29 protein-coding genes, 2 tRNA genes and 1 other RNA gene are annotated in these 23,368 nt (G+C 68.4%); 19 read left to right on the top strand and 13 right to left on the bottom strand.

The genetic code is table 11. The features are described 5' to 3' along the window. The first annotated feature begins 102 nt into the window (after positions 1-102). A complete protein-coding gene (locus tag GGQ87_RS11135) occupies positions 103-2,331 on the top strand; it encodes a S9 family peptidase (RefSeq protein WP_168047816.1) in 2,229 nt (742 codons plus the stop codon). 20 nt (positions 2,332-2,351) lie between these two features. Here the strand turns inward: GGQ87_RS11135 and GGQ87_RS11130 are convergent, their stop codons facing one another. Beyond that, a complete protein-coding gene (locus GGQ87_RS11130) occupies positions 2,352-2,804 on the bottom strand; it encodes a DUF1036 domain-containing protein (RefSeq protein WP_168047814.1) in 453 nt (150 codons plus the stop codon). A gap of 95 nt (positions 2,805-2,899) precedes the next feature. On the opposite strand from GGQ87_RS11130, the gene GGQ87_RS11125 reads away from it, so the two are divergent. The 3 genes from GGQ87_RS11125 to GGQ87_RS11115 are packed head-to-tail and all read left to right on the top strand — an operon-like array spanning position 2,900 to position 5,293. After that, positions 2,900-3,457: a GNAT family N-acetyltransferase gene (locus GGQ87_RS11125; protein ID WP_168047812.1), complete on the top strand. Its 558-nt coding sequence runs from the start codon at positions 2,900-2,902 to the stop codon at positions 3,455-3,457. 31 nt (positions 3,458-3,488) lie between these two features. Continuing rightward, positions 3,489-3,827, top strand: a complete 339-nt coding sequence (locus GGQ87_RS11120) for a hypothetical protein (RefSeq protein WP_168047810.1) — start codon at positions 3,489-3,491, stop codon at positions 3,825-3,827. A 56-nt stretch (positions 3,828-3,883) separates the two neighbouring features. Beyond that, the gene (locus GGQ87_RS11115; protein WP_168047808.1) at positions 3,884-5,293 is read left to right on the top strand and encodes a hypothetical protein; all 1,410 of its coding nucleotides are present in this window, start codon (positions 3,884-3,886) and stop codon (positions 5,291-5,293) included. Positions 5,294-5,317: 24 nt separating this feature from the next. On the opposite strand, the gene GGQ87_RS11110 is transcribed toward GGQ87_RS11115, so the two are convergent. Then, positions 5,318-5,773: a response regulator gene (locus tag GGQ87_RS11110; protein WP_168047806.1), complete on the bottom strand. Its 456-nt coding sequence runs from the start codon at positions 5,771-5,773 to the stop codon at positions 5,318-5,320. 130 nt (positions 5,774-5,903) lie between these two features. Between GGQ87_RS11110 and GGQ87_RS11105 the strand changes: the two genes are divergently transcribed. Both GGQ87_RS11105 and GGQ87_RS11100 read left to right on the top strand, forming a co-directional pair. Next, complete coding sequence (locus GGQ87_RS11105) at positions 5,904-6,506, top strand: sensor histidine kinase (protein WP_168047804.1); 603 nt, start codon at positions 5,904-5,906, stop codon at positions 6,504-6,506. Positions 6,507-6,569: 63 nt separating this feature from the next. After that, positions 6,570-6,917 carry an excalibur calcium-binding domain-containing protein gene (locus GGQ87_RS11100; RefSeq protein WP_168047802.1) on the top strand — a complete coding sequence of 116 codons (348 nt, stop codon included), beginning with the start codon at positions 6,570-6,572 and terminating at the stop codon, positions 6,915-6,917. On the opposite strand, the gene GGQ87_RS11095 is transcribed toward GGQ87_RS11100, so the two are convergent. Next, positions 6,903-6,976: transfer RNA gene (locus tag GGQ87_RS11095), tRNA-Gln, on the bottom strand. The two genes, GGQ87_RS11100 and GGQ87_RS11095, sit on opposite strands and share 15 nt — an antisense overlap. A gap of 155 nt (positions 6,977-7,131) precedes the next feature. On the opposite strand from GGQ87_RS11095, the gene GGQ87_RS11090 reads away from it, so the two are divergent. Continuing rightward, positions 7,132-7,208 (top strand) — tRNA-Pro (locus GGQ87_RS11090). Between the two features lie 55 nt (positions 7,209-7,263). Here GGQ87_RS11090 and GGQ87_RS11085 read toward each other — a convergent pair. After that, positions 7,264-7,911: a DUF805 domain-containing protein gene (locus tag GGQ87_RS11085; protein ID WP_168047800.1), complete on the bottom strand. Its 648-nt coding sequence runs from the start codon at positions 7,909-7,911 to the stop codon at positions 7,264-7,266. A gap of 68 nt (positions 7,912-7,979) precedes the next feature. After that, positions 7,980-8,996, bottom strand: a complete 1,017-nt coding sequence (ilvC, locus tag GGQ87_RS11080) for a ketol-acid reductoisomerase (protein WP_168047798.1) — start codon at positions 8,994-8,996, stop codon at positions 7,980-7,982. Here ilvC and GGQ87_RS11075 point away from each other — a divergent pair. Continuing rightward, positions 8,995-9,543, top strand: coding sequence for a DUF924 family protein (locus GGQ87_RS11075; RefSeq protein ID WP_168047796.1), 549 nt, complete (start codon positions 8,995-8,997; stop codon positions 9,541-9,543). The genes ilvC and GGQ87_RS11075 overlap by 2 nt on opposite strands. 274 nt (positions 9,544-9,817) lie before the next feature. Here GGQ87_RS11075 and GGQ87_RS11070 read toward each other — a convergent pair whose 3' ends face one another. Further along, positions 9,818-10,456 (bottom strand): TetR/AcrR family transcriptional regulator, encoded by a 639-nt coding sequence (locus GGQ87_RS11070; protein WP_209282544.1) that lies wholly within the window; start codon positions 10,454-10,456, stop codon positions 9,818-9,820. Positions 10,457-10,653: 197 nt separating this feature from the next. On the opposite strand from GGQ87_RS11070, the gene GGQ87_RS11065 reads away from it, so the two are divergent. The 6 genes from GGQ87_RS11065 to GGQ87_RS11040 all read left to right on the top strand — a co-directional run bounded on the left by GGQ87_RS11065 (position 10,654) and on the right by GGQ87_RS11040 (position 13,898). Continuing rightward, positions 10,654-11,376, top strand: coding sequence for a sterol desaturase family protein (locus GGQ87_RS11065; protein WP_209282543.1), 723 nt, complete (start codon positions 10,654-10,656; stop codon positions 11,374-11,376). Positions 11,377-11,453: 77 nt separating this feature from the next. Further along, on the top strand, positions 11,454-12,311 hold the full coding sequence (locus GGQ87_RS11060) for a thymidylate synthase (RefSeq protein ID WP_168047792.1): 858 nt from the start codon (positions 11,454-11,456) through the stop codon (positions 12,309-12,311). 4 nt (positions 12,312-12,315) lie between these two features. Beyond that, positions 12,316-12,615, top strand: a complete 300-nt coding sequence (locus GGQ87_RS11055) for a nucleoside triphosphate pyrophosphohydrolase family protein (protein WP_168047790.1) — start codon at positions 12,316-12,318, stop codon at positions 12,613-12,615. After that, entirely contained in the window at positions 12,612-13,040 is a 429-nt protein-coding gene (locus GGQ87_RS11050; protein ID WP_168047788.1) for a hypothetical protein, read from the top strand. The genes GGQ87_RS11055 and GGQ87_RS11050 overlap by 4 nt, the downstream gene beginning before the upstream one ends. Positions 13,041-13,043: 3 nt before the next feature. Next, complete coding sequence (locus tag GGQ87_RS11045) at positions 13,044-13,559, top strand: dihydrofolate reductase (protein ID WP_168047786.1); 516 nt, start codon at positions 13,044-13,046, stop codon at positions 13,557-13,559. A 12-nt stretch (positions 13,560-13,571) separates the two neighbouring features. Continuing rightward, complete coding sequence (locus GGQ87_RS11040) at positions 13,572-13,898, top strand: YbjQ family protein (RefSeq protein WP_168047784.1); 327 nt, start codon at positions 13,572-13,574, stop codon at positions 13,896-13,898. Here GGQ87_RS11040 and GGQ87_RS11035 read toward each other — a convergent pair. Continuing rightward, positions 13,895-14,992 carry an NADH:flavin oxidoreductase gene (locus GGQ87_RS11035; RefSeq protein WP_168047782.1) on the bottom strand — a complete coding sequence of 366 codons (1,098 nt, stop codon included), beginning with the start codon at positions 14,990-14,992 and terminating at the stop codon, positions 13,895-13,897. The genes GGQ87_RS11040 and GGQ87_RS11035 overlap by 4 nt on opposite strands. Before the next feature lie 159 nt (positions 14,993-15,151). On the opposite strand from GGQ87_RS11035, the gene GGQ87_RS11030 reads away from it, so the two are divergent. Next, positions 15,152-15,664 carry a hypothetical protein gene (locus tag GGQ87_RS11030; RefSeq protein ID WP_168047780.1) on the top strand — a complete coding sequence of 171 codons (513 nt, stop codon included), beginning with the start codon at positions 15,152-15,154 and terminating at the stop codon, positions 15,662-15,664. A gap of 1 nt (position 15,665) precedes the next feature. On the opposite strand, the gene GGQ87_RS11025 is transcribed toward GGQ87_RS11030, so the two are convergent. Next, positions 15,666-16,736: an Mrp/NBP35 family ATP-binding protein gene (locus tag GGQ87_RS11025; protein ID WP_168047778.1), complete on the bottom strand. Its 1,071-nt coding sequence runs from the start codon at positions 16,734-16,736 to the stop codon at positions 15,666-15,668. 86 nt (positions 16,737-16,822) lie between these two features. Between GGQ87_RS11025 and miaA the strand changes: the two genes are divergently transcribed. Beyond that, the gene (miaA, locus tag GGQ87_RS11020; protein WP_245161576.1) at positions 16,823-17,710 is read left to right on the top strand and encodes a tRNA (adenosine(37)-N6)-dimethylallyltransferase MiaA; all 888 of its coding nucleotides are present in this window, start codon (positions 16,823-16,825) and stop codon (positions 17,708-17,710) included. On the opposite strand, the gene GGQ87_RS11015 is transcribed toward miaA, so the two are convergent. The 3 genes from GGQ87_RS11015 to GGQ87_RS11005 form a co-directional block, all read right to left on the bottom strand. After that, positions 17,670-18,548: a putative peptidoglycan glycosyltransferase FtsW/RodA gene (locus GGQ87_RS11015; RefSeq protein ID WP_168047774.1), complete on the bottom strand. Its 879-nt coding sequence runs from the start codon at positions 18,546-18,548 to the stop codon at positions 17,670-17,672. The two genes, miaA and GGQ87_RS11015, sit on opposite strands and share 41 nt — an antisense overlap. 72 nt (positions 18,549-18,620) lie before the next feature. Then, positions 18,621-19,949: a PepSY-associated TM helix domain-containing protein gene (locus GGQ87_RS11010; protein ID WP_168047772.1), complete on the bottom strand. Its 1,329-nt coding sequence runs from the start codon at positions 19,947-19,949 to the stop codon at positions 18,621-18,623. 145 nt (positions 19,950-20,094) lie between these two features. Next, on the bottom strand, positions 20,095-20,493 hold the full coding sequence (locus GGQ87_RS11005; RefSeq protein ID WP_168047770.1) for a hypothetical protein: 399 nt from the start codon (positions 20,491-20,493) through the stop codon (positions 20,095-20,097). Between the two features lie 84 nt (positions 20,494-20,577). Here GGQ87_RS11005 and ssrA point away from each other — a divergent pair. From ssrA to GGQ87_RS10990, 3 genes are all read left to right on the top strand, one after another. Then, positions 20,578-20,940: a transfer-messenger RNA gene (gene ssrA, locus GGQ87_RS11000) on the top strand. Between the two features lie 82 nt (positions 20,941-21,022). Next, positions 21,023-21,508: an SspB family protein gene (locus GGQ87_RS10995; protein ID WP_168047768.1), complete on the top strand. Its 486-nt coding sequence runs from the start codon at positions 21,023-21,025 to the stop codon at positions 21,506-21,508. A 63-nt stretch (positions 21,509-21,571) separates the two neighbouring features. Further along, entirely contained in the window at positions 21,572-22,327 is a 756-nt protein-coding gene (locus GGQ87_RS10990) for a C13 family peptidase (RefSeq protein WP_168047766.1), read from the top strand. Here the strand turns inward: GGQ87_RS10990 and GGQ87_RS10985 are convergent, their stop codons facing one another. Both GGQ87_RS10985 and GGQ87_RS10980 read right to left on the bottom strand, forming a co-directional pair. After that, positions 22,328-22,684, bottom strand: coding sequence for a RusA family crossover junction endodeoxyribonuclease (locus tag GGQ87_RS10985; protein WP_168047764.1), 357 nt, complete (start codon positions 22,682-22,684; stop codon positions 22,328-22,330). Beyond that, positions 22,681-23,319: a peptidylprolyl isomerase gene (locus tag GGQ87_RS10980; protein WP_168047762.1), complete on the bottom strand. Its 639-nt coding sequence runs from the start codon at positions 23,317-23,319 to the stop codon at positions 22,681-22,683. The genes GGQ87_RS10985 and GGQ87_RS10980 overlap by 4 nt, the downstream gene beginning before the upstream one ends. Between the last annotated feature and the right edge of the window lie 49 nt (positions 23,320-23,368).

Below are 23,368 nucleotides of genomic sequence, written 5' to 3'. Positions count from 1 at the left end.
ATCGAACATGGGTGATATGACGCCGGGGTCGTTTTGTTCATTTGACGGCGGCGGCGCCGGTCGCACAAGGTCGGCCCCGAAATCCGCCTTGGGGGCCAGATCATGAACCGCCGCGACCTGCTCGCCACCGCTTCCGCCGCGCTGGCGGCGACCGCCCTGCCCGCCCGGGCCAGCACCACCGGAGCCTCGATGCCTCAGACCCCGCCCGTCCCGCCCGTCGCGAAGAAGATCCCGGTGCGGATCGAACAGCTGGGCCGCGTCAGGGTCGACGACTACCAGTGGATGAAGGACGACAATTGGCAGGCGGTGCTGCGCGATCCGACGCTGATCAAGGCGGAGGTGAAGGAGCATCTGACGGCCGAGAACGCCTATCGCGAGGCGATGATGGCCTCGACCCTGCCGCTGCAGGCGCAGATGTTCGAGGAGATGAAGGGGCGGATCAAGGAGGATGACAGCTCCGTCCCGTCCGCCGATGGCGGTTGGGAGTACTACACCGAGTTCAAGACGGGCGATCAGCATCCGCGGTTCATGCGGAGGCCGCGGCCCCTGCCCTATACCGTCGGCGAACTGACCATCGTGTCCCGCCATCACGCCGACGAGCAGCCCCAACTGCTTCTGGACGCCAACGCCCTCGCCGCCGGCAAGGCCTATTCCGAGGTCAGCGCCGCCGAGCACAGCCCCGACCATGCCCTGTTCGCCTACGCCGAGGACGCGCAGGGGTCGGAGGTGCACCAGATCTTCGTCAAGGACCTAGCCACCGGCCAGGTCCTGCCCGATCCGGTCGGCTCGGCGACAGGCAATTTCACCTTCTCGCCCGACAGCCAGTGGGTGTTCTGGACCAACCGCGACGACAATGGCCGGCCCGACAAGATCTTCCGCCGCCCCGCCCGCGGCGGCGAGACGACCCTCGTCTACGAGGAGGCCGACGACGGGATGTTCATCAGCGTCGGGCGCACGTCCGACGATGCCTTCGTGGTCATCTCCATCGCCAATCAGGAGACGTCGGAGGCCCGGGTGATCCCGGCCGCGACGCCGACCGCGACGCCGGTGGTGCTGGAACCTCGTCAGGTGGCGCGGCTGTATGACGCCGACCACTGGGGTGACCGGTGGGTGATCCGCACGAACGCCGACGACTCCAGCGACTTCAAGATCGTCGAGGCCCCGACCAACGCCGGCGGCAAGGCGAACTGGAAGGACCTCGTCCCGCACGCGCCGGGCCGCTACATCGAGGGCGTGGCGCTGGTGAAGGACTACATCGGCCGCCAGGAACGCGCCGACGCCAACACCCGCATCATCATCCGTGATCGGTCGGGCGCCGAACACGAGATCGCGGTCGACGAGCCGGCCTATTCCCTGTCGCTGGGCGGGGCGTCGGAGTTCGACACCACCGTGATGCGCTATGGCTACAACTCGCCGTCCACCCCGACCTCGACGTACGACTACGACCTGAAGACCCGCGAGCGGACCCTGCGCAAGGTGCAGGAGGTGCCGTCGGGGCATGATCCGGCTGACTATGTCGTCGAGCGGCTGGATGCGCCGGCGGCGGATGGCGAGATGGTGCCGGTGACCCTGCTGCGGCGGAAGTCGACGCCGGTGGACGGCTCGGCGCCGCTGTTGCTGTACGGCTATGGATCCTACGGCATTCCGATGCCGGCGAGCTTCTCCACCAACCGGCTGTCGCTGGTCGACCGCGGCTGGATCTATGCCATCGCCCATATCCGCGGCGGTTCGGACAAGGGCTGGAACTGGTTCCTGAACGCCCGGCGGATGACCAAGAAGAACACCTTCACCGACTTCATCGCGGCGGCGGAGCACCTGATTGCGCGCAACTGCGCCAAGGCGGGGAACATCGTGGCCCAGGGCGGGTCGGCCGGCGGGATGCTGATGGGCGCGGTCAATAACATGCGGCCGGACCTGTGGGCCGGGATCATCGGCCAGGTGCCGTTCGTCGACGTCATCAACACCATGAGCGACACCAGCCTGCCGCTGACCCCGCCGGAATGGCCCGAATGGGGCAATCCGATCGAGGACGTCGAGGCTTACGACTATATGATGAGCTACAGCCCCTACGATCAGGTGGAGGCGAAGGCCTATCCGGCCGTGCTGGCGACCGGAGGCCTGTCAGACCCGCGGGTGACCTATTGGGAGCCGGAGAAGTGGGTGGCGAAGCTGCGGCCGGCGACGACCTCGGGCAAGCCGGTGCTGCTAAAGATCAACATGGAGGCCGGGCACGGCGGCGCCTCGGGCCGCTTCGACTATCTGAAGGAGGTCGCCCACGACTACGCCTTCGCGGTGTGGGCGATCGACAAGGGCTGGGAGGAGCCGGCCTGACCGCTCCCAACCGGCCCATGTCAGGGCTGCAGCGTCCAGGTGTAGGTCCCGGTTTCGTCGGCGTGCATGACGACGAAATCGCGGGTCTCGTAACCGCTGGGGCAGGTGTCGCTGCCATCCGACCAGAAGGTATAGGGCCCCGGATACTGAACGCAGAGCGCGTGATTGCCCGACCACGTCCGGCCCGAGCCGTCGAGCGTGTCGCCATACATGTAGAAGTTCGAATTGTCGGTGCTGACGATGCTTTCGCAGGTCCCGTTCGCCACTTCGTACCAGCCGCGGTTGATGAACCGGCTGGTGCCCACCTCGACATAAGAGATGGCCACGGTGCCGTTGCGGCCGCTCTCGTTACACACTTGGATGTCGACAGTCGCCGAGACTGACTTGTTCTGCTTGGCCTGTGCCAGCGCCGCCTCGGGCGCCAGCGTGGACAGCGAAGCGGCGGCGAGCACCGCGACGATGGATGGTTTCATGGCAGGTCTCCCCCGGTTGCGGCAGCCAAGCTATCACGGGTCTGCGACGAATCCAGTGATGGTTACTGACGATGCGGCAAGCGGGAGTTGATCGAATGACGTGCACGATCCGCGATGCGGCCATCGAAGACCTGCCCCGGATCGCAAACCTGTACGGCCGGGAGGTGCTGAACGGCACGGCGACCTTTGAACTGGACCCGCCGTCGCCCGAAGAGATGGCGCACCGGTTCGCCGCGGTGAAGCGGCACAACCTGCCATGGCTGATCGCAGAGGTGGACGGCGCTTTTGCTGGATACGCCTACGCCTCGCCGTTCAGGCCCCGCCCCGCGTATCGCTATGGCGTCGAGGGCTCGATCTATGTGGAAGAGGCGGCTCGCGGTCAGGGCGTCGGCCGCGCCCTGTTGGAGGCGCTGATGGAGCGGGTCCGGGCCATGGGGCTGAGGCACATCATCGGCGCGATCAGCGACAGCGACACCAGCGCCGCATCCATCGCCCTGCACCGGTCGCTCGGCTTCCGCGATGCGGGTGTTTACCGGCAGGTCGGCTGGAAGTTTGACCGCTGGCTGGACGTGACGCTGATGCAGTTCGATCTCGCGCCCGATGGCGGGCCGCCGGGTGCGCCCGGGCTCGACCTCAGCGGCGGCCTCGCTTGAAGCGACGAACGCCAGCGCCTAGTTGAGCGGCATGCGCGCCCTACAGGCCCTGATGATGCTGCTCGGCGCCCTCGCGGTGCTGATGACCGGCGCCCTCCCGGCCAGCGCAGGCGGCGCCGCTACATCTGCCCCGCCCTGTCATCAGGAGAGGTCGCATCGCGGCGCGGCGGAGACGCCTTCGCCCGCCTCGGGCAAAATGATGAAGGCCATGGACTGCTGCGTCGGCTGTGTCGCCGCTCCGCAGCTACGCTCGCCCGAGCCTGTCCGGGTAGTCTCGCCGCGCCCCACGAAGCTCCCACTGCCCGCGGCGATGCCGGTGGGCGAGCAGCCCGCGCCCGAGCCGCACCCTCCCCGCCCGATCCTCCTCTGAAGACAGCCCGCGCGGCCGATCACCCGCGCCACATCAAGCTTGCTCAGGAGGCCTTCATGGCTGCCCGTTCCCTTGCGCCCGTCGCCGGCGCGTCCCTGCTGGCGCTCGCCTCGCCTGCATCCGCACAAGACCATTCGCACCATGCCGCCGAGCCCGTACCGGCCACGGCGCAGGTTCCGGCCGCGCTGGCGGTTGATCCCCACGCGGGCCACCACATGCCCGCGGACTCTGCCGTTCAACCGACCCCCGACGATCCGCACCAGGGGCACGCCATGTCGATGGATGGAGACGCGCACCCCATGACCAGCCCGCTCGGAAACTGGCCGATGAGCCGCGACGCGTCCGGCACCAGTTGGCAGCCGGACCTGTCGGAACATGGCGGCGTGCACGGCCGTCGCGGCGACTGGTCCTTCATGGGTCACGTCCAGCTGAACCTCACCCATGACTGGCAGAACGGACCGCGCGGAGATGAGACAACCTTCGTCAGCGGCATGATCATGGGCGCGGCCCGGCGCGATTTCGCTGACGGCTCCACGCTCAACCTTCGCGCCATGGTCAGCCCGGATCCGCTCATGGGCAGGGAGGGATACCCCCTGCTGCTCGCCGCCGGCGAGACGGCGGACGGGATGACGCCGCTGGTTGATCGCCAGCATCCGCACGAGCTGGTGATGGAGCTGTCCGCCAGCTACGCGCGGCGATTGTCCGAGAAGGACAGCGTCTTCGCCTACGTCGGCCTGCCCGGGGAGCCCGCCTTCGGGCCGCCGGCCTTCATGCACCGCATGAGCGCAATGGACAGCCCGGAGGCCCCGATCACCCATCACTGGCTGGACTCGACGCACATCGTGTTCGGCGTCGCGACCTTGGGGTGGGCGCACGACGGCTTCAAGGTCGAGGCCTCATCGTTTCGGGGCCGGGAGCCCGACGAGGACCGCTACGACATCGAAGCGCCGGAGCTGGACAGCTGGTCCGTCCGGGCATCATGGAACCCGGCCCCGGAGTGGTCGCTGCAGGTCTCGTACGCGGATGTCAAAGCGCCCGAACAACTCGAGCCCGACGAGGACGAAAGGAAATGGTCCGCCAGCGCCATCCACACGCGCCGGCTCGGCGATCAGGGATGGTGGTCGTCGACCCTCGCCTGGGGTCGCAAGACCAACGACCACGACGAATCAAAGGACGCCTGGCTGCTGGAGACGGCGGTCAGCCCCAACGATCGGTGGACAGTGTTTGCGCGGGCCGAGCGGATCGACACGGATGAGTTGCTGGCTGGCCCGGGCGGCGGCCACGGCGACCTGTATACGGTCTCCAAGGCCTCCATCGGCGCGATCCATGACTGGCGCCTGTCGGAGCACGTCCGGTTCGGCGTCGGCGCCCTGTACAGCCTGAACCGCGTTCCGGGCGATCTGGAGCCCGCCTATGGCGGGGATCCCGACGGCGGCATGTTGTTCATGCGGCTGAAGATCGACTGAGGCGAACCGCGCCGCACCCGCCTCTCAGTGCGGCGCGATGTCCCCGGGCGGGGTGGTCAGCCAAGGCGCGAGGCGAAAGCGCCGGGGCGGCTCCCCGACGGTGCGGTGGTGGATGAACCGGCGGGCGAAGTCGACGACGGCGCGAATGGTTTGCTCGTCGAAGGGCTTGGACACCGCGCCGAGGGCGCCAGCAAATCCCTCGGGAATCTGTTCGGGATTGGCGGTGAGGAAAACCACCGCCGTCCCGAACTCGCTGACGAGCCGCTGGGCGATTCGGGGACCGGTCATCCCGTCGAGCAGGTTGACGTCCACCATCGCCAGATCAGGACGCTCGCGGGCGGCTATGGCGAAGGCGCTGGTCTGATCCATGGCGCAGCCGACGACGTCGCAGCCCGATTCCCCGAGCACCAGCTCCAGCTCCATGGCAAGCAGAGCCTGATCCTCAACGATGATGACCCGAAGGTCGGGCGGCTCGGACACTATAGTTCCCCCGGCACTAACCACACGCGTTTACCACTACTGTGTCCGCTAGCGGACGGAAGAACGCCTCGTTGGCTATTTGGTTCTGCGTGGAGTAGAAAAATCCGGGGTTTTCAGTGTTGGGGGTATGATGGCCACGGTCGCCGGGGACGGGATCGTCGAACTGCAGCGTCGGCTGCTGGGCGGCTATCAGCTTCTTCAGACGCTTGTCGGCATCCGCCTTCGCAGCGTCACGGACCCTGAAAGCGTGCGTCACCTGACCTGGCTGAGCGACGTCACCGCCGCCATGGAATTGATCAGCCGGCGGATGACGGTTCAGGGTCCGCTGGACTTCGCCGGCTATCTCGACGACGTCGCGGTCTTTTGGACCCGGGCCTGCGAAGGCCGGCCGGTGCGGCTGGACGTGCGCGGCCAGTCGGCCCTGCTGCCGGACAGCCACCTGCTCCCTTTGGCCATCATCACCCACGAACTCATCTCCAACGCCTGCCGTCACGCCTTCCCGGATGACCGCCGCGGCTCGATCGCCGTGGCGTTTTCGCGCGCTGTTGGCGGCGTCAGCCTGGTGGTGCGTGATTCTGGTGTCGGGGCGGAGACGCTGGAGCCGGGCGAGGGCCTGGCGCTCGTCAGGGGCCTGGTCGAGCATCTCGGCGGTTCGATGAGCATCGAGACCGCCCCGGAGGCCGGTGTCGGCGTCCGCATCCGCCTGCCGCTGGAATCGCTGCAGGCGCACTAAGGCCGCTGACGGTTTACCTTTTCGCGTGACGGTGCGCTAACGGCGATCCGTCAGATTTCCGTAATGGCATCTGGATATTCGCCCGGTTCAACTTGGGTACGCTGGAGAGACCTGGCGCTCCCGGCGGCGATCTTCGTCGCTCTGTTCGGCGCAACGACCTACGCCTTGTCGCCGAGGCCAGTGGAAGTCTCGGCAGAAGTCTCGCAAATGGAAACAGCGGCCCCGAAAAGCGGCAAGCGATTCACTGATCAGCACTACGCCGGCTGCAACGCGGCGCGTGCCAACGACCACGAGAACATCGCCGCGTGGGAACCGTCATATCGCTTGAAGATGGATGGTGATGGCGACGGAGTCGCCTGTGAGCCCTACCGGGGCAATGTCGCGAGCGACGACGGATGGCTGGGGAACTAGGACTCGAACCTAGAATGACGGTACCAAAAACCGGAGTGTTACCATTACACCATTCCCCAGCAGGTCCGGCGAACCGGGGCCGAAGCGCCGGAAGGCGTGCGAGATACGACAAGGCCGCGGGGGATGCAAGACGCGGATTCCAGACTATTTCGCGGCGTGGCGTTTCCTCGCTTGCGGGCCCCGAACCCCGTCGCTATAAGCCCGCTCCTCAAGTCGGAGTGTGGCTCAGTCTGGTAGAGCACTGCGTTCGGGACGCAGGGGTCGCAGGTTCGAATCCTGCCACTCCGACCATTTGATCTGGCGCTTCCCGGGCGCCGCGCGACGGCCCCGGCGCCGCCCGCAAATCTCAGACATCGTAGAAGGTGATGCGGCCGTAGCGGTTCACCCTAGCGTCCGACGGCAACAGGCTGATGAGGACGACGACCACGGCTCCGACATAGGGCAGCAGGCCGAACAGCGCCGCCCAACCCGACCGGCCGGTATCGTGGAATCGCCGGATAAGCACGCATACCGACGGCAAGAACAGGCCGAGGAAGATCACGCCCCCGATCACCAGGCCGATGTCGCTGGGCAGGCCCGGCGCGTCAAAGGACCGGCTCACGGCGAAATCGGCCGCCCGCCCGAGGCCGATCGGCGCAAGCACCAGGATCCACGAGATGAGGATGAACGACCAGTATTCCTTGCGTGAGGCACGGCCGCGCGCGTCGGCATAGCGGACGGTGACAGCGCGCCTGAACAGGGCCCAGACGCCGGGCTGCGGGTATTGGGACGCCGGCTGCGGGCGGGCCGCCGCCGCCTCCGCGGCCACGGCCGATCCGGTCTGCAGAACGAGGATGTCGGTGGCCCGCCCCTCCCGGAGCTCGAAGTCGACGAGATCGCCCGCGCCGGGCGGGTTTCTGGAGGCGCCCGGGCCGAACGGATAGCGCTCGCCGTCATCGCCCGAGATCATGCCCGAACCCGTTTCCGGATTCGCCCTGAGTACCTTGCCGCGCACGTCGCTCCCGACCCGTCATCCAGTCACTCATCGCCTTGGCAGATGAAGGCGACGCTCGCCAGAGCCGATCAGTCGCCCGCCTTCGCCGCCACGGCGGTCAGATGCTCGCCGACCGCCTCTATGGGGCGCTGTCCCAGCGCCGCGCGGCGGGCCAGCAGGTCGGGAGAGCCGGCGTCGTAGTCGGCCATCAGCTGTCTGACGAAGGCGCCGGAGCGGACCTCCGCCAGCACCTCGTCCATCGCGGCCTTCGAGGCCTCGCCGATGACGCGCGGACCGGTCAGATAGGCGCCGTACTCCGCCGTGTTGGAGATGCGTCCGAAGGCGCCGGCGATGCCCATCGAGAACATCAGATCGGTGACCAGCTTGACCTCGTAGAAGCACTCGAACCAAGCCACCTCGGGCGGATAGCCGGCCTCGACCAGTTTGGTGAAAGCGGCGTCGATCAGCTGGCCCACCCCGCCGCAGAGCACCACCTGCTCGCCGAACAGGTCGCTCTCGCATTCGGCGGCGAAGGTGGTTTCGAGGATGCCCTTGCGGCCACAGCCGAGGGCGGCGGCATAGGAGAGGCCGAGCGCATGAGCCGCGCCGCTGGCGTCCTGATGCACGCCGAACAGGGCGAAGACCCCCTCCCCCTCGACATAGAGGTCGCGGATGCGCGGCCCGATGCCCTTGGGCGAGGCGAGGATGACGTCCAGATCGGCGCGCGGCTGCACCAGGCCGAAACGAACCGACAGGCCGTGGGCGAAGATCAGGGCCGCGCCGGGCCGGATATTCGGCTCGAGCTCGTCGCGCCACAGGTCGCGATGGGCCTCGTCCGAAACCATGACGGCGACCACGTCCGCGCCGGCGGCGGCCTCGCCCGCGGTGAGGACGGGAAAGCCGTCTGCTTCGGCCCTGGCACGTGTCGCAGAGGCCGTCTTCAGACCCACCACGATGTCGGCCACGCCGGAGTCCCGGAGGTTGAGGGCATGGGTGCGGCCCTGGCTGCCGTAGCCGATCACGGCCACCCGCTTGCCGCGAATGATCGACAGATCGCAGTCACGGTCATGGAAGACGGGGAGCGGGGCGGCTAGTTTATCGGTCATGAGCACAGACATAGCGCCTTCCGACGTGGTCGCCTTCTGGAAAGAAGCGGGGCCGAAGATGTGGTTTGCGAAGGATGAGGCGTTCGACGCTGGGTTTCGCCGGCGGTTCGAGGAAGCGCATTTCGCGGCGGCGCGGCGGGAGTTCGACGGCTGGGCCGAGACGCCGGAGGGGGCGCTGGCGCTGCTGATCCTGCTAGACCAGTTTCCGCGCAACGTCTTCCGCGGCTCGGGCCATGCCTTCGCGACCGATTCGCTGGCGCGGATGTTCGCACTGAGGGCGCTGGACGCCGGCTTCGATCAGGCGGTCGAGAATGACCTGCGGCGGTTCTTCTACCTGCCGCTTCAGCATGCCGAGGATCGGGTCCTGCAGGACCGGCAGGTGAAGCTGTTCCAAGGGATGGAGCGGCCCGCAGACGACCGCTGGGCCGAGCACCACCACTCGGTCATAGACCGCTTCGGCCGATTCCCGCACAGGAACCGCGCGCTGGGCCGGGAGACGACGGCGGAGGAAGCCGCCTTCCTCGAAGCCGACGGGTTCAGGGGCTGATCCTGTGCACCGTTGCCGTGAGTGCGAAGTGGTCCTTCAGGAGGGGCGCAACTGGCACGCCTCCTATGCCGCGCGGACCTATCGCCACTGCATGGAATGCGCGCGGGCCTATTCGCGGAGGCGTTACGGGCTGATCAGGCCCGGCGTAAAGAGGCGCAAGCCGCTCGGGCTGGGGCTTGCCGGCTCGGGGCAGGTCGTGAAGCGCGACCGGAGCGTCAAGGCGCGTGCAGAGGCGGCGAAAGCCCGGCGGGAGCGCACGACGGAGTAGCGGCTCTCAGGTTCCAAGAAACACCGTGCGGACGAAGGTGCGGTAGGTCAGCACCTGGCTTTCCAGAAGCCGCGGCTGGCCCAGCGCCTTGGCGATGAGAATTCCGCCGTCGACGATGGCCATCAGCATGTCGGCCAGGTCCTGCAGCTCGATGGCGACCTTCGGCGGATAGACGACCGCGATCGCCTCGACCCGGGCCAGGAACTGGCCGCGCCAGGTTTCCGTCATCTCGACCAGCAGGGTCCGAACCCGGTGATCAAACTGCTGGTCCTGATAGACGAAGGTGGCCACGAGGCAGCCGGGCCGTTCGGCCTGCACGTCCGCCATGGTCTCGGCCAGCAGCTTGAGCCCGACGAGATAGACCTGCAGCGGGTCGTCGGTCAGTTCCTCGGCCCGGCGGAACATCTGTTCGAAGATGTCCAGATCGCGATCGCGGAAACGCTCGATCAGGGCCAGGGCCAGATCGTTCTTGTCCCGGAAGTGGTAGAAGACGCCGCTCTTGGTGATGCAGGCCTCGAACAGGATCTCGTCGATCGAGGTGGCGGCGAAACCCTTGGCCAGAACGGAGGCCTCGGCCACGTCGAGGACGCGGTCGCGGGTCTGCTCGCCTCGCGAGACGCGCTGGGCGGGCCGTTCACGGGTCATTGTCTGCACCATGAGTGCGGTTTTCCTCATTTCGGCCACATGCCGGCGCGGCGAAAGCAGCGTCAGCGACCCGGAAGATGTTGGAAACACACGGGTTACACGCCCCGCAGCGGTACTGGACCATGTGACGACTGATATCGCACGGCGGCGCCTTCTATCACTTCGGCCTCCCCGGATCAGCCCTCGCGAGGTTAAAGATGATCAATGTTGTAACCGTTTCCATCCTGGCGATGTTCGTCGGCTTTATTCTGCTGGATACCTTCTGGAGGCCGCGCCGATACCCGGCGACCGCCTGGTGGAGATTGAAAGGCGTGGCGGCCTTCATGCTCTACATGACCATCGCCCTGTTCGCGCCGCTGGTCTGGGATGTCTTCCTTGCCGGACATCGGCTGCTGGATCTGACCGCCCAGCCCCTGTGGCTGCAGCTCGGCGTCGGCTTCGTCATGTTCCAGCTGACCATGTACCTGTGGCACCGGTCGCTTCACGGCGTGGACTTCCTGTGGCGGCACCTGCACCAGACCCACCACAGCGCCGAGCGGGTCGATGTCTGGGGCGCCTTCTGGTTCCACCCGCTCGACATGGTCGCCTGGACGCTGCAGGGCAGCCTGGCCCTGGTCTGGATTGTCGGCATCTCGGTCGAGGCGGTCATCCCGATCGTATTGCTGAACAGCTTCATGGGCATGTTCACCCACGCCAATCTGCGCACGCCGCGCTGGCTCGGGTGGATCATCGCCCGGCCGGAGATGCATGCGGCGCACCACGAGCGGGGCGTGCATCGTTCCAACTACTGCGACCTGCCGCTGATCGACATGATCTTCGGCACCTGGAACAACCCGAAGTCCGCGCCGAAGGAGGCGGGGTTCTATGACGGGGCCTCGAGCCGGCTGGGGTCGCTGCTGGTCGGGCGCAAACTGGCCTGAGGACAGAGCGACGTTCGCTGTGGGCAACCGATTCGCGCCTCTGACCATGGGACGCGAATCGGGGGCACACTCGGCCTATGAACGCCCAGGTCCTCCTGTCCGATGTCCACGCCCGCACGGGAGCCGTCGCGGCCGATCATCCGGAGTGGCAGTACCTCAACCTGCTGCGCGACATCCTCGACAACGGGGCGGTGCGGGACGACCGGACGGGCACGGGCACGCGCGGCGTGTTCGGGCGGCAGATGCGGTTCGATCTGTCCAAGGGCTTCCCGGTCCTGACGACCAAGAAGCTGCATCTGCGGTCGATCATCGTCGAACTGCTGTGGTTCCTGCGCGGCGAGACCAACATCGGCTGGCTGAAGGAAAACGGCGTCAGCATCTGGGACGAATGGGCCAATGCCGAGGGCGAGCTGGGCCCGGTCTACGGCAAGCAGTGGCGGTCCTGGGCCGCGCCCGACGGCCGTGTCATTGACCAGATCGAGAAGCTGATCGCCGGGCTGAAGACCAATCCGAACGGACGGCGGCACATCGTGTCGGCGTGGAACCCGGCGGATGTCGACGACATGGCCCTGCCGCCCTGCCACTGCCTGTTCCAGTTCTTCGTCGCCGACGGCAAGCTGAGCTGCCAGCTGTACCAGCGGTCTGCCGACGTGTTTCTGGGCGTGCCGTTCAACATCGCCTCCTATGCGCTGCTGACCATGATGGTGGCGCAGGTGGTGGGCCTCGAGCCCGGCGAGTTCGTGCACACCTTCGGCGACGCCCATCTGTACCTGAACCACGTCGAGCAGGCGGCGCTGCAGCTGAGCCGTGAACCCCTGCCCCTGCCGACCATGACGATCACCCCGAAGGACGACCTGTTCGCCTACCGGGTCGAGGATTTCGTGCTCGACGGCTACGCGCCCTGGCCCCACATCAAGGCGCCGGTGGCGGTCTGACGCCATGCATTTGAAGACCCTGCAGGCCGACGTCCTGCGCATCTCCGACATCTATGCGGCCGAGCATGGCATTGAACGGTCGGGAGACTGGGCGCTGCTGAAGGTGCAGGAGGAGCTGGGAGAGCTGACGGCCGAGCACCTGCGGATGAGCGGGCGGGCGCGCGGAGCGGCGGATGCGGACAAGCTGGGCGACGAGGCGGCGGACGTGCTGGGGATGCTGCTGATCTATTGTCAGGGCGCGGGGGTGGACATCGAGGCGGCCATGCAGCGGAAATGGCTGCACTGGCTGGAGAAGACGTCATGATCGCCTCGCTTTTCGCCGCGCTGGCCCTCGCCACGGCGCCGCAGCAGGCTCCCGGGCTGACGACCGTGGTGCGCACGACGCTCGAACAGTGCCTCTCTGGACAGCAGACGGGAGCCGGCATGCTGCCGGACCTCGCCGATGCCGACTACGCGCAGTCATTCCGCAACGGGCAGGAGTGCGGCCTGATGGCCGGCGGCTGGATCGGCGACGACGGGGCCTTGGTGGCGGCAGCGCGGGAGGCGGTCGGCGCCGAGGGGTCGGACTGGACCGGACCGGTGCGGGAACTGCGGGTCAATGAGTCCGGCCCGGCGCTGTGGACCCGGCTGGAGCAAGCCGAGGGCTGGGCCCCGGCCTCACTGCTGATCATCGAGCCGCGGGCTGGCGAGCGCGGCGACGTCGAAATCCATTTCGACCCGGCAGGTTAGGCGATGCCCCTCCCCCACCTTGCCCTTGTCGTCGCGCGGGCCCGGAACGGCGTGATCGGCCGGGAGGGCGACCTGCCGTGGCGGCTGCGCTCGGACCTGCAGCGGTTCAAGGCGGTGACCATGGGCAAGCCGTGCATCATGGGGCGGCGAACGTGGGAGAGCCTGCCGCTGAAGCCCCTGCCGGGCCGGCTGAACATCGTGCTGTCGAAGGACGAGTCGTTTGAAGCCAAGGGCGCGCTGGTCTGCACCACCCTGGACGAGGCGATCGAGATCGCGCGCGAGACGGCCGAGGAGGACGGGGTCGACGAGGTCTGCGTCATCGGCGGGACGGCGCTGTTCGAGACCGCGCTGTCGCGGGCGAAGCGGCTGTATCTGACCGAGGTCGAGGCGGAGCCCGAGGGCGACGCGGTCTTCCCGCCGTTCGACGAAACGGCATGGAAAGAGGTATCGTCAGAGACGTTTCCGGCCGGAGAAAAGGACGATCATCCGTTCGTCTTCCGGGTGCTGGAGCGCCGATAGGGAGCCGCCGCCATGCTGATCGTCACCACCAACGACATTCCCGGCCATCGGGTCGTCCGCACCCTGGGCGTGGTGCGGGGCATCACCGTGAGATCACGCAACGCCATCAGCGACATGGTCGGCGGCGTGCAGTCCATCCTCGGCGGGCGGGTCGGCGCCTACGTCAAACTGGCCGAAGCCGCGCGGCAGGAGGCCTATGACGAGCTGATCGCCCACGCGCGCGACATGGGCGCCAACGCCATCCTGGCCATGCGCTACGACGCCAACGAGATCATGCCGGGGATCACCGAAGTGCTGGCCTATGGCACCGCGGTGGTGGTGGAGCCCGCCCAGGCCTAGCTCAGCGTGGCCATCGCGCTGCGTTCGAAGTCCTTCAGCTCGTCGAGACGGCCGTCGCGGATCTTCTCGACCCAGTGCGGGTCCGCGAGCAGGGCGCGGCCGACGGCGACGAGGTCGAACTCGTCCCGCTCCAGCCGGGCGATCAGGCCGTCCAGCGAGGCGGGCTTGGAGCCGGCGCCGCCGAAGGCCGCGATGAACTCGCCGTCCAGACCGACCGAGCCGACCGTGATGGTCGGCAGGCCGCTGACCTTCTTCGTCCAGCCGGCGAAATTGAGGTCCGAGCCCTCGAACTCCGGCTCCCAGAAGCGGCGCTGGGAGCAGTGGAAGACGTCGACGCCGGCTTCGGCCAGCGGGGCGAGCCAAGCCTCCAGCTCGGCCGGATCATGGGCGTTCTTCGCGCCGAAGTCGTGCGACTTCCACTGCGACAGGCGCAGGATCACGGCCATGTCCGGACCGACGCCCTCGCGCACCGCCCTGACCACCTCGGCGCCGAAGCGGGCGCGGTCGGCGATGGTCCCGCCGCCCCATTTGTCGGCGCGGTCGTTGAGACCGGACCAGAAGAACTGGTCGATCAGATAGCCGTGGGCGCCGTGGATCTCGACGGCGTCGAAGCCGAGCTCGCGCGTGGCGCGGGCCGAGCGGCCGAAGGCGGCGATGGTGTCGGCGATGTCCTCGTCGGTCATCGGCTCAAGCTTGCGGTTGCCGGGCGTGGTCATGCCGGACGGGCTGTCGACCTTGCCCAGGGGAGCCCAGTCGGCGCCCTGCCCGCGGGCCGAGCCGACGTGCCAGAGCTGGGGCGCGATCAGACCGCCGGCGGCGTGGACCTCCTCCACAACCTTTTTCCATTCAGGCAGGGCCTCGCCGTGGAAGACCGGCACGGCGGCGTCGTTGCGGGCGGCGGGACGCTCGACCACCGTCCCCTCGGTGACGATCAGCCCGACGCCGCCTTCGGCGCGGCGCCGGTAGTAGCCGGCAACGTCGCTGGTCGGAATGCCGCCGGGAGAGAAGGAGCGGGTCATCGGAGCCATGACGATGCGGTTCGGCATCTTCAGGGACTTGACCTCGAACGGGCGGAACAGGGCGTCGACGGACATGGGGCGCTCGCGATTACTGGAACCGGCAAGGTGGCGATTGGAGTTGCGATTGGAAACCCGTGCGCGGCAGGTTTTTCGATAATCCGGGAAGGACGTGGCGGCCGGCTTCGTGCCATGGTCGGTGCGCCCGGCGGAGCGGGCGGGGTCGGGGGACCTGACATGGGGATGTTCAGCTGGCTGACCGGCACGCGCGCGGCCCCGCCCGGCGTGCCTCGCGAGTCCGCGGCGGCGCTTCGCAAACGACTTCTGGGACTGAACCGGGACACGGCGCCGTTCGTGATCCGGGATGGCAAGCCGGAGGGCGTCGATCTGGTCGCCGAATGGCGGATCGTCGAGGCGGACTGGTACGAGATCTTCGCCAAGGCTGGCATCCAGCGCGTCTTCAAGGTGCTGATGAAGATCGACGAGGCGCGCGGCGTGGTGCGCTCGGCGGATCAGGAGTGGTCGGTGGAGTGGCGGGCCGGCGTGCCCGACATGAGCGTCGCAGCTTCCGGCTTTCGCGGCCAGAGCTGGGAGATGAGCTACGAGAGCGTCCACGCCTTTCGCGAGGACGGGTCGTGGGGCGAGATCTACAGCTACCGGTTCAACACCAGCGAGATCAAAGGGCCGCTGCACAAGGCCGCGGCCGAGGGCGGCTGGGGCTGGAAGGGCGTTGCGTTCGGCAAGCTGTGAGCTAGATGCCGAGTACGTCCGCCATGCGGGCCGCCACCACCGCGAACCGACGCGCGATATCGCCGTCGGGATTGGAGGCGACCAGAGGAGCGCCTGCATCCCCCGCATGACGCAACGCGGCGACCAGCGGCAGGTCGCCGAGGAAGGGGACGCCGAGACGTTCAGCCTCCGCCGCCCCGCCGCCGCGACCGAAAACATCGCCCGACATGTTCTCGACCAGACCGAGCGTAGGAACGCCGACCTTCTGGAACAGGGCGTGGGCGCGGCGGGCGTCGGCGAGAGCGACCTCCTGCGGCGTGGAGACGATGACGGCGCCGTCCAGCGGCGTCTTCTGGATCAGGGTCAGCTGCACGTCGCCGGTCCCGGGCGGCAGGTCGACGACGAGGATGTCCAGGGGCTGGTCCTCCGTGCCCCAGCGGGTCTGGGTCAGCATCTGGGTGATGGCCTGCGAGGCCATCGGCCCGCGCCAGACCATGGCGTCGCTGGCCGCCGTCAGCAGACCGACGGACATCAGCTTCAGGCCATGGGCGAGGTGCGGCTGCATCATGCCGTCCCGGTATTCGGGCTTGCCGGAGACCCCGGTCATGGTCGGGAGCGAAGGGCCGTAGACGTCCGCGTCGAGGATCCCGACCGACAGGCCGCGAGCCGCGAGGGCGGCGGCCAGGTTCACCGAGACCGTGGACTTGCCGACCCCGCCCTTGCCGCTGGCGATGGCGAGCACGCGGCGCACGTGGGCCGGGCGGTCGGTGGGGACAGGCGCCTTCGGACGGGTCTGGTCGACGGCCTGGGGCGAGAGGGAGGCGGTGCGGGCGGGCTTGGCCGCCGGCGCAGTTTCGGCCGTGAGGACGACGGAGACGCGAGCGATCCCCGGGATGGCTTTCAGCGCGGCCTCGGCGGCGTCCCGGACGGGGGCGTAGCGGGCCGTATCGCCGGCCGCGACCTCGAGCACGAAGCCGGCGCGGTCTTCCGAGACGACCAGCCCCTGCACCAGTCCGGCGGCGGCCAGCCCCTGCCCGCTCTTCGGGTCGAAAACGGCATCAAGGGCGGCGAGGACGGCGGAACGGTCGGGCAAGGCGGGTCCTGATGGGTTGCCGGGTCGGGGCCCGCGTTCTATCGCCGAACACCCCTTCCTGTCTGGACGAAAATCCGGGACCGCCCTTGACCGTACTCGAGATCACCCGGCCCGTGACGCTGATCGCGGGGCCCACGGCCTCGGGCAAGTCGCGGCTGGCGCTGGAGACGGCGGAGCGGACGGGCGCTGTGATCGTCAACGCCGATAGCCAGCAGCTGTACGCCGACCTGCGGGTGCTCAGTGCCCGGCCCTCGATCGAGGAGGAGGCGCGGGCGGAGCACAGGCTCTATGGCGTGGCCGACGCGGCGGAGGCCTGGTCTGTCGGGCGCTGGAGCCGGGCGGTGATGCCGGAGCTGGAGAGCTTGGCGGCGGAGGGGCGACCGGCGCTGCTGGTCGGTGGGACGGGCCTGTATTTCACGGCCCTGACCAAGGGGTTGGCGGATATTCCGGATGTACCGCTGGAAGTTCGGGAGGCGGCAGGCGCGCTCTTCGATCAGCTAGCCGAAGCGCCTTTCCGGGCCCGGCTGGCCGCCGTCGATCCGGCGGCCGAGGCGCGGATCGAGGCGGGCGACCGGCAGCGGCTGACGCGGGCCTGGGCCGTGGCGGAACACACGGGACGGGTGCTGAGCGACTGGACGGCCGACACCACGCCGCTGCTGGCGCCGGGTTCATGGGCCGGGGTGGTGATCGAGCCGGCGCGCAGCGCCCTGTACGCGAACTGCGACCTCCGGGTGGCGCGGATGATCGAGGCCGGGGCGCTGGACGAGGTGCGGGCGCTGGCCGCGCGCGGGCTTGATCCGAACCTGCCGGCGATGAAGGCGGTCGGGGTGCGCGAGTTCGCGGCGCATCTGGCGGGCGAGACCTCGCTGGAGGCGGCGGTGGAGGCCACGCGTCAGGCGACCCGCAACTACGCCAAGCGGCAGCTGACCTGGTTCAGGAACCAGACGCCGGACTGGACGCGGCTGTCCGGCTGACCATCGCGGCCAGCAGGCCGACTCCGAGCCAGAAGCCGACGATCGGGCTCATGCCAATGCCCAGCAGCGGCATCGGGAAGGCGCCGGAGACCGTCGTCGCGGCCGTAGCGAACATATAGCCGGACAGGGCGAGACCAGCGCTCGCCGCATCCGGCGTCCGGCGGGCGGCGACGGTGGGAGCGAGCACGGCGGCGATGGTCAGGATCACTCCGGCGATCGCGAGCAGCGGCGACACGCTGAAGCCGAGGGCGACGATCTCCTCGACCTCCGGCACAGCCTCGAGCGGGTCAGGCCGGAGCCAGGCGATGACCGCCAGAGCCAGGCTGGTGACTGGCACGCCAATGCGAACCCAGACCGGCGATGCGGACCGGACTGCGACGATCGCCAGGGCAATACCGAAGGCGGCAGCCTGAGAGGCGTCGGGCTGGACGGCGAGCAGGGCCTGCACGCCGAGGGCCGGCGCCCAGACCCACAGGCGGCCGACTCTCCACGACAGGGCGACGACCGCCATCGGCAGGACGATGAAGGCGACGTTGATGTGCAGCGGACCGACGTCCAGCCAGCGATGCACGCCCTGCTGCGGCGGGCCGAACAGGCTGGCCAGAACGACCAAAAGGGCCACGACAAGAAAGACGGCGGATGTGCGCCTGCCTGCCAGCGCCGCAAGTGCTCCGGCGAGGGCGAAACCCACCGCCCAGGCCACGAGATTGCGCAGCCACGAGCCGGTCGGCACGTCCGCCATGGCGCAGATCGCGCAGCCCGCGGCGACGGCGGCGAGCGACAGCAAGCCGTAGAAGAGCAGCAGCCGCAGGCGCGTAGTGTCTCGCTTGTCCGTCATCCGGCCCTCCCCTCACGGGAGCCTATCAGGGCGCGCGCCCATGGCAACGCGCCGGCGCCACCTGGAGCGGCCTCAGCCCGCCGCCCCGCGTCGGCGGAACACAGCCGCTCCGAGGCGGTCCAGGGCGATGGCGGCGAGCAGGGACAGGCCGGTCAGCGGGTAGAGGATGGCCAGAGGCAGGACGATGCCGAGCACGGCGGCCCTTGCACGCGGGCCGGGCGGCGCCGGCGGCGCGCCCAGACCAACACGGCGCGGGCGGCGCTTCCACCACATCACCATGCCGCTGATGGCGAGCACCCAGACGGCGATACAGCCCAGCAGCATGACGATGCGGTTCGCCCAGCCGTACTGCTGGCCCTGATGCACCGCGATGCCCCACTCGAAGACCTTGGCACCCGCGCCGAACTGCTCCCAGCGGACGTCGGCCCGGACCTCTCCGGTGCGGCCATCGACGTAGAGGATGCGGGCTTCTCCGGCGCGCTCGGTCGCGCGGGCGGCAGTCCAGGCGAGGGTCCGGTCGGCGGGGATGGTGATGGTCCAGGGCTTGGGCAGGCCAGCGGCCTCGACCGCTGCGACGACCGTGGCCAGACGCGCCTCACCGTAGCCGGGGGCGTGGAGCACCGCATGCTCCATGGTCCACCCCGTCCCGCCCGGTTCCTCGTGAGGCCCGGCGTGCGACCAGGAGCTCGCGGCCGGCGCCGGAGGTCGGCCCAGACCGCTCTCGCGCATGACGTTGAGAATCTGGTCGCCCCAGACCGCCGACCACGGCATGCCCGTCACGGCGAGGAAGGCGATGACCGCTCCGGCGTAGAGGCCGGTCACCGCGTGCACGTCGCGCCAGAACGGGCGGCGCTTCGGATCGCCAGCGCGTGGGACGGTGACGGCGACATCACGCTTGCGCGGCCACCACAGGAAGACGCCGGTGGCGACGAGGATGACCGCCCAGCCGGCGACGATTTCCACCAGAATGTTGAACGGCCGGCCCAGCAGGGTGAGGCTGTGCAGCCGCTTCACCGTGCCCATGATCCCCTCGCCCTTGATCGAACCGCGGACGCGGCCATCGTGGGGATCGACGAAGACGGTGCGGTCGCCCTGCCCGGTTCGCACGGTCACCTGCACCGCCTGGTCCGGCGGGGCCGGCACGAAGACCGAGGCGGCCTCCCCGCGGGCCCTGGCTTCCGCGGCCCCGACCCAGCGATCGGGCGAGACCCGCTCCGCGCGGGGAACGACGTGGGCGAGGCGGCCGTATACGGCGCCCTCGATCTCGGCCTTGAACAGATAAAGCCCGCCGGTGAGGGCCATCAGCATCATCACTGGCAGCACGAAGAGGCCGGCATAGAAATGCCAGCGCCAGACAGCTCGATAGGCGCCTGAAAGGCCGCTGGAAGACGTGTCGGTCATGGCGCTTACACGCTCCGGAATGCTTGGGCGTGGACGGCGGGCGCCATGACGGCGACCAGCAGGGCGCCGGGCGCCGCTGTGAGCATGAATTTCATGGATCTGTCCTGAAGAGGGAAAGCTTGCGGACGCGGTCCGCGAGGAGTCCTCAGGCGACAGGCGGGGCGGTCGAAGGCGGTCGGGGCGCGAGCTTGACTGGGATGGTCGGCCTGGACGGAGCCGGCGCCGTCTGGGCCTTCCGAGCCGGAGACGGGACCGAGGCGGGCCCCTGCACCGGCGGCGGAGGCGTGACCGCGACGAAGGCCGCGGCGAGGCAGGCGGCGCATTTCACGCTGTCGGACGGCGCGGGATCCTGACGGAGGGGCCGGCCGGACGCGTCCTCGACGACCATGATCCGATCGCCGGAGCAGAGCTGGATCGCGTGACCGGTCGCCGGCGAGGCCGCCACCGCCGACGGCAGGGTCGCGCCCATGACGATGGCGAAGATCGCGGCGAGAAGCGCCAGCGACCTCGAAACCGACCATGGCTGCACGTTCCGGTGTTCCACAGTGAAGGCTCTAAAGTGTGTCTTTCGTATGGGAAAGCCGGACGGCGGCGCTTTGTTCACCAGTCGCCCGACCTACCCCGATCCGCCCTTGGAAGAGAGGCCCGAAAGGCCTATATTGGTCCTGTCCGGGTTCGCCCGGACTATGGCGATAAACGCGCCTGTAATAAGCGGACCGGACCCGGGTGCGATTCCCGGCGGCTCCACCATTTCCTCCCGTGTATCGGCGGGCGGTGCGGGGCCGACTAGCATCGACGGACGTGTAAAGAGGACTGCTTTCGCCCGTCCTGGCCCACCGTATCGGGCCTTTAACTAACTGCGAACGATAACTTCGCTGGAGAAGTCGCTCTCGCCGCGTAAGCGGTTCGGGTGATTTCGAACACTTAAGTCCTTGGGGTTCAGATCCCAGGGCGGGGCCTGTCGGGAGCCTGGCAACAGAATCCCGGCACTTTCCTTTCCAGTTTACCGTCTCGCCATCTTCCGCCCGCGCCGCCGCGCGTCTAAACCCTCGACTGCAACGCCGAGGGACCCGATGGCCGACGAGACCCCGCCAGTCGACGAGATGCATTACGAGCAGCTGGCGCAGGACGCCCTGCGCGGCGTCATCCGCTCGGCGCTGGACCGCGCGGCCATGCCGGAAGGCATCCCGGGGGCGCACCATTTCTACATCACCTTCAAGACCCGGGCGCCCGGCGTCAGCGTCCCGCCCGACGTGCTGGCCAAATATCCCGACGAGATGACGGTGGTGCTGCAGCACCAGTACTGGGACCTGAAGGTCGAGGCCGACCGGTTCTCGGTGATGCTGAAGTTCGGCGGCATGCCCAAGGTGCTGTCGATGCCCTATACGGCCGTCACCCGGTTCTACGACCCCTCGGTGCAGTTCCTGCTGCAGTTCGAGATGCCGCTGATCGAGGAAGCCGTCGAGGAGGCGCCTGAGGCCGAAACGGCCGCCGCGCCGGCTTCCACGGGCGACGAGGGACCGAAGGTCGTCTCGCTGGACCAGTTCCGGAAGAAGTAAGACCCCTTCCCCACTGCATGGCTTGCGCTAACGTCACTCCGGGATCGAGGGAGGAGGGGGCGCATGCGACCGGGTTTGCTTCTGCTGATGCTCGCGGCCCTGCTGGCCGGTCCGGCGTGCGGCGAAAGCCCTGCCCCCCAGAACGCCGGCCGCTTCGACGGCTGGGCCGCGGCGGTCATCGCGGCGGACTGGCGCGATGGGGATGGTCGGCCGATCCGGGCCTTCGACAACGCCCGCCGGGACGTGACCCGGGGTTTCCTGGCGGCCGGCCTGCCGCGCGAGACGTTTGTCGACTATTCCATGCGCCCCGACGTCACCGGCGCGACCACGGTGACGGAGGTGCTGGACGGCGTCAGCGATGTCACACGGCGAGCCACGCGCGGCTGTCTGCTGTATTTCACCTCGCATGGATCGCCCGAGGGCATGATCTTTGGCCCTGACGCGAAGCTCGAGCCGTCCGACATGGCCAATCTTGTGCGGCAGTGGTGCGGAACCCGGCCGACTGTGGTGATCGTCTCGGCCTGCTATTCGGGCATCTTCATCAACGCCCTGGCGGCTCCGAACCGGATGGTCCTGACCGCCGCGAGCCGTGAGCGGACCTCGTTCGGCTGCGGAGCGGATGAGGCGTACCCATGGTTCGACGGCTGCGTCGTGGAGGCTCTTCCGACGGCGACGGACTTCCTGTCGCTGGCGGCCGGGGCCCGGGCCTGCGTCGCGCGCAAGGAGCAGGAGGCGGGGATCACACTGACCTCCGACCCGCAGCTGTTCGTAGGCTCCGAAATGCAGCTTCGGCTGCCGACGCTGAGGTTCGAGCGATGACTATTTCGTCCGCGGATACGCCCGGATGGTAATCCGCTCGCGCTCGCCCTCATGGCGTTCGACCAGCAGGCGGGCGACCTGGGCGTCGTCGTGGAAGAGGTAGCCCTTGATGGCGTCGAGCAGCGCCTTGGCGAGATTGTCGAGGTCGATGTGCGGCGGATCGCCGACGTGCTCCATACGGATCTCGACGACATAGTCGCCCCAGGACGGCCGTGACGCCCACTCCTTGCGCATGAATTCGTAGACCAGCGGCTTGTAGTATTTGGCCTGGGTCGTGAGGCCGTCGATGGTGATCTCGACCGCGCCCCCGGCCTCGCGGGCGCGGACCTTGCCCGTTCCGATCCAGCCGGCCGTCACGAGCCCTTGGCCCGCCAATCGACAAGACAGGCAGCGGCGGGTCCGACCTCGATGTCGGAAATGGCCACCGGCTCGGTAAGCTGTTCGTCTTGTGCGGGCTGAGCCTGGATGCCGCGAACCAGATCCAGGCCGCCGGTGACGACGCCGAACGCGGCAAAGCCCTGCCCGTCCGGATTGCGGCCGCCGCCGAAGTCGAGCGCCGGGGTATCCCGGGTCACGATGAAGAAGCTGGACGTCGCCGTGTCGGGCCCATCCCGCGCCATTGAAATCGTTCCCGCCGCGTGACGCAGCCCGGTGTCCCGGGTCCGTTCCAGCGGGATCGGCCCAAAGCCGGCGTCGTCGCTGCCGGCGTCGGTCTCGGCCTGGATGACGTCGATCGGATTGGGGTTGTCATTGGTCTCGGCCACCACGGTGCGGAAGAAGCGGCCGCCGCGGTAGCGGCCGGCCTGGGCGTACCTCACGAAGTTGCAAACGGTGACCGGCGCCGCCTCGACATCGAGGGCGAGCTGGATGTCCCCCCGGTCGGTATGGATGGTCGCCATGATGGGCGGCATGGGCGGGCCGACCGTCTGGCCAACCGACGCTGCGGGAGTCTGTATCGTCGCGGCGGAAACCACGGCCACCAACCAGTTCATCGTCGTCTCCCGTCCTTGTCCCCTCGCCTCCCCGTGCTACACCGCCGCG

Origin of the sequence: Brevundimonas alba, assembly GCF_011927945.1 — a bacterium.
Classification (GTDB): Bacteria; Pseudomonadota; Alphaproteobacteria; order Caulobacterales; family Caulobacteraceae; genus Brevundimonas; species Brevundimonas alba.
This window is presented reverse-complemented; position numbering and strand designations above follow the sequence as displayed.